Below are 1527 nucleotides of genomic sequence, written 5' to 3' on the forward strand. Positions count from 1 at the left end.
AGCCTCCTCGGCGACGACGCGACCCACCTGGGCGCGCAGGGCAGTGATGAGGGGGTCCATGGCCCGGCCGGCCAGGGTCCGCTCGAAGTCGGCGGCCTCGGCCTCGACGATGGCGCGGGCGGCGATCACCTGCTGGGCCTCGGCGTCGGGCACGGCGTCGCGCACGCGGGCCAGGTCGAGGTGGACGACGCCGGACAGGGCGCCGACGGCCTCATCGACATCGCGGGTCAGGGCCAGGTCCAGGATGACCAGTGGGCGGCCGGCTCCCCCGTCCGAGCCGGCGCGCTCGGCGGCGACGGGGGCGACGACGTCGACGGTGAGGATCGGCCCGCCCGTACCGCGGCAGGTGACCACGAGGTCGGCGCGGCTCATGGCCTGGCTCAAGGCACCGGTGGGCACGGCGCGCAGGCCGTGGCCGGCGGCGAAGGCCTCGGCGCGGTCGGAGGCGGAGTAGACGGCGATCTCGCTCAGGCCCCTGGCGCGCAGGTCGGCGACGGTGGCGCCGGCGTAGGAGCCGGTGCCGACGATGAGGGCGCGGCAGTCCTCCAGCGGCGGCAGGTGGCCGGCGGCCTGATCCACGCCGACGGCGACGACGCTGCGCCCCTGACCGGACAGCTCGGTCTCGTGGGCCACCCGGCGGGCGGTGGCCGAGGCGCGCTCAACGACCCGCACGAGCTCGGGGCTGAGCGTGCCCTCGGCGGAGGCAGTCTCGGCGGCGCGGCGGACCTGACCGACGATCTGGGCCTCACCGACCACCATCGAGCTCAGGCCCGCGGCGATGGCGAGCATCTCCCGGCGGGCGGCCGCCCCGACCAGGTGGGTCAGCCGGAGGCCGCTCGGGGGGAGCCCGGCGCGCTCGGCGAGGAAGGCGGTGATGGTCTCGGCCAGGTCCGACGCCGCCGCGGGCTGGCTCGCGTCCGCCGGGGGGAGGTCCGGGTGCAGGGCCGCCGGGCAGCCGGTGTCGGCCCAGGAGTCGGCGTCGATGAGGAGGGCCAGGCGGTTGCAGGTGGACAGGACCAGGACCCCGCGCAGCGCGGGCACCGCCTCCAGGAGGTCCGGCCCCAGCCCCGGGGCGACCGCGCCGAGCCGGGCAACGACGTCGAGGCCCGGCAGTCGATGGTCTGCGGAGAGAAGATGAGTAGTCACAACGTGCGCTATTGAAACATCACCGCGGGGTGCGGGCACAATAGCGGCGTGGCGACACACACCCGACATCATGACAATGCGTCATCACCATATTTCTGACACTCCGTCAGCACCTGACGGACGCCTGGAACGCCGCATCATTACGCGCAATAACCCCCTCTGACCACTGCTTACAGGAGGCAGCCGGATATGTCTCGCATTCAGTTCCCTTATCACAGGGAAAGCACGCGGCGTCAGCATTCTTCGTCCGATAACGGCGATTTCGTCACCGACAGTTCACACAATGATTCAATTGAGTCCGAGCGGGCGGCGCAAGAGCGGCAGCAGGACGGAGGCGGAGCCGACGGGGCGACGCCCGGGCCAGCGGCGGGAGCTGCCGGA

At 72.8% G+C, this 1527-nt stretch carries 1 protein-coding gene; it reads right to left on the minus strand.

Annotated elements, in window-relative coordinates; all coding sequences use genetic code 11:
• Positions 1–1146 (minus strand): glutamyl-tRNA reductase (locus tag RIV14_RS13610; RefSeq protein ID WP_309325259.1); only part of this gene is annotated, 1146 nt, incomplete at its 3' end.
• Between the last annotated feature and the right edge of the window lie 381 nt (positions 1147–1527).

The organism is Actinomyces acetigenes (assembly GCF_031296635.1).
Taxonomy (GTDB): Bacteria; Actinomycetota; Actinomycetes; order Actinomycetales; family Actinomycetaceae; genus Actinomyces; species Actinomyces acetigenes.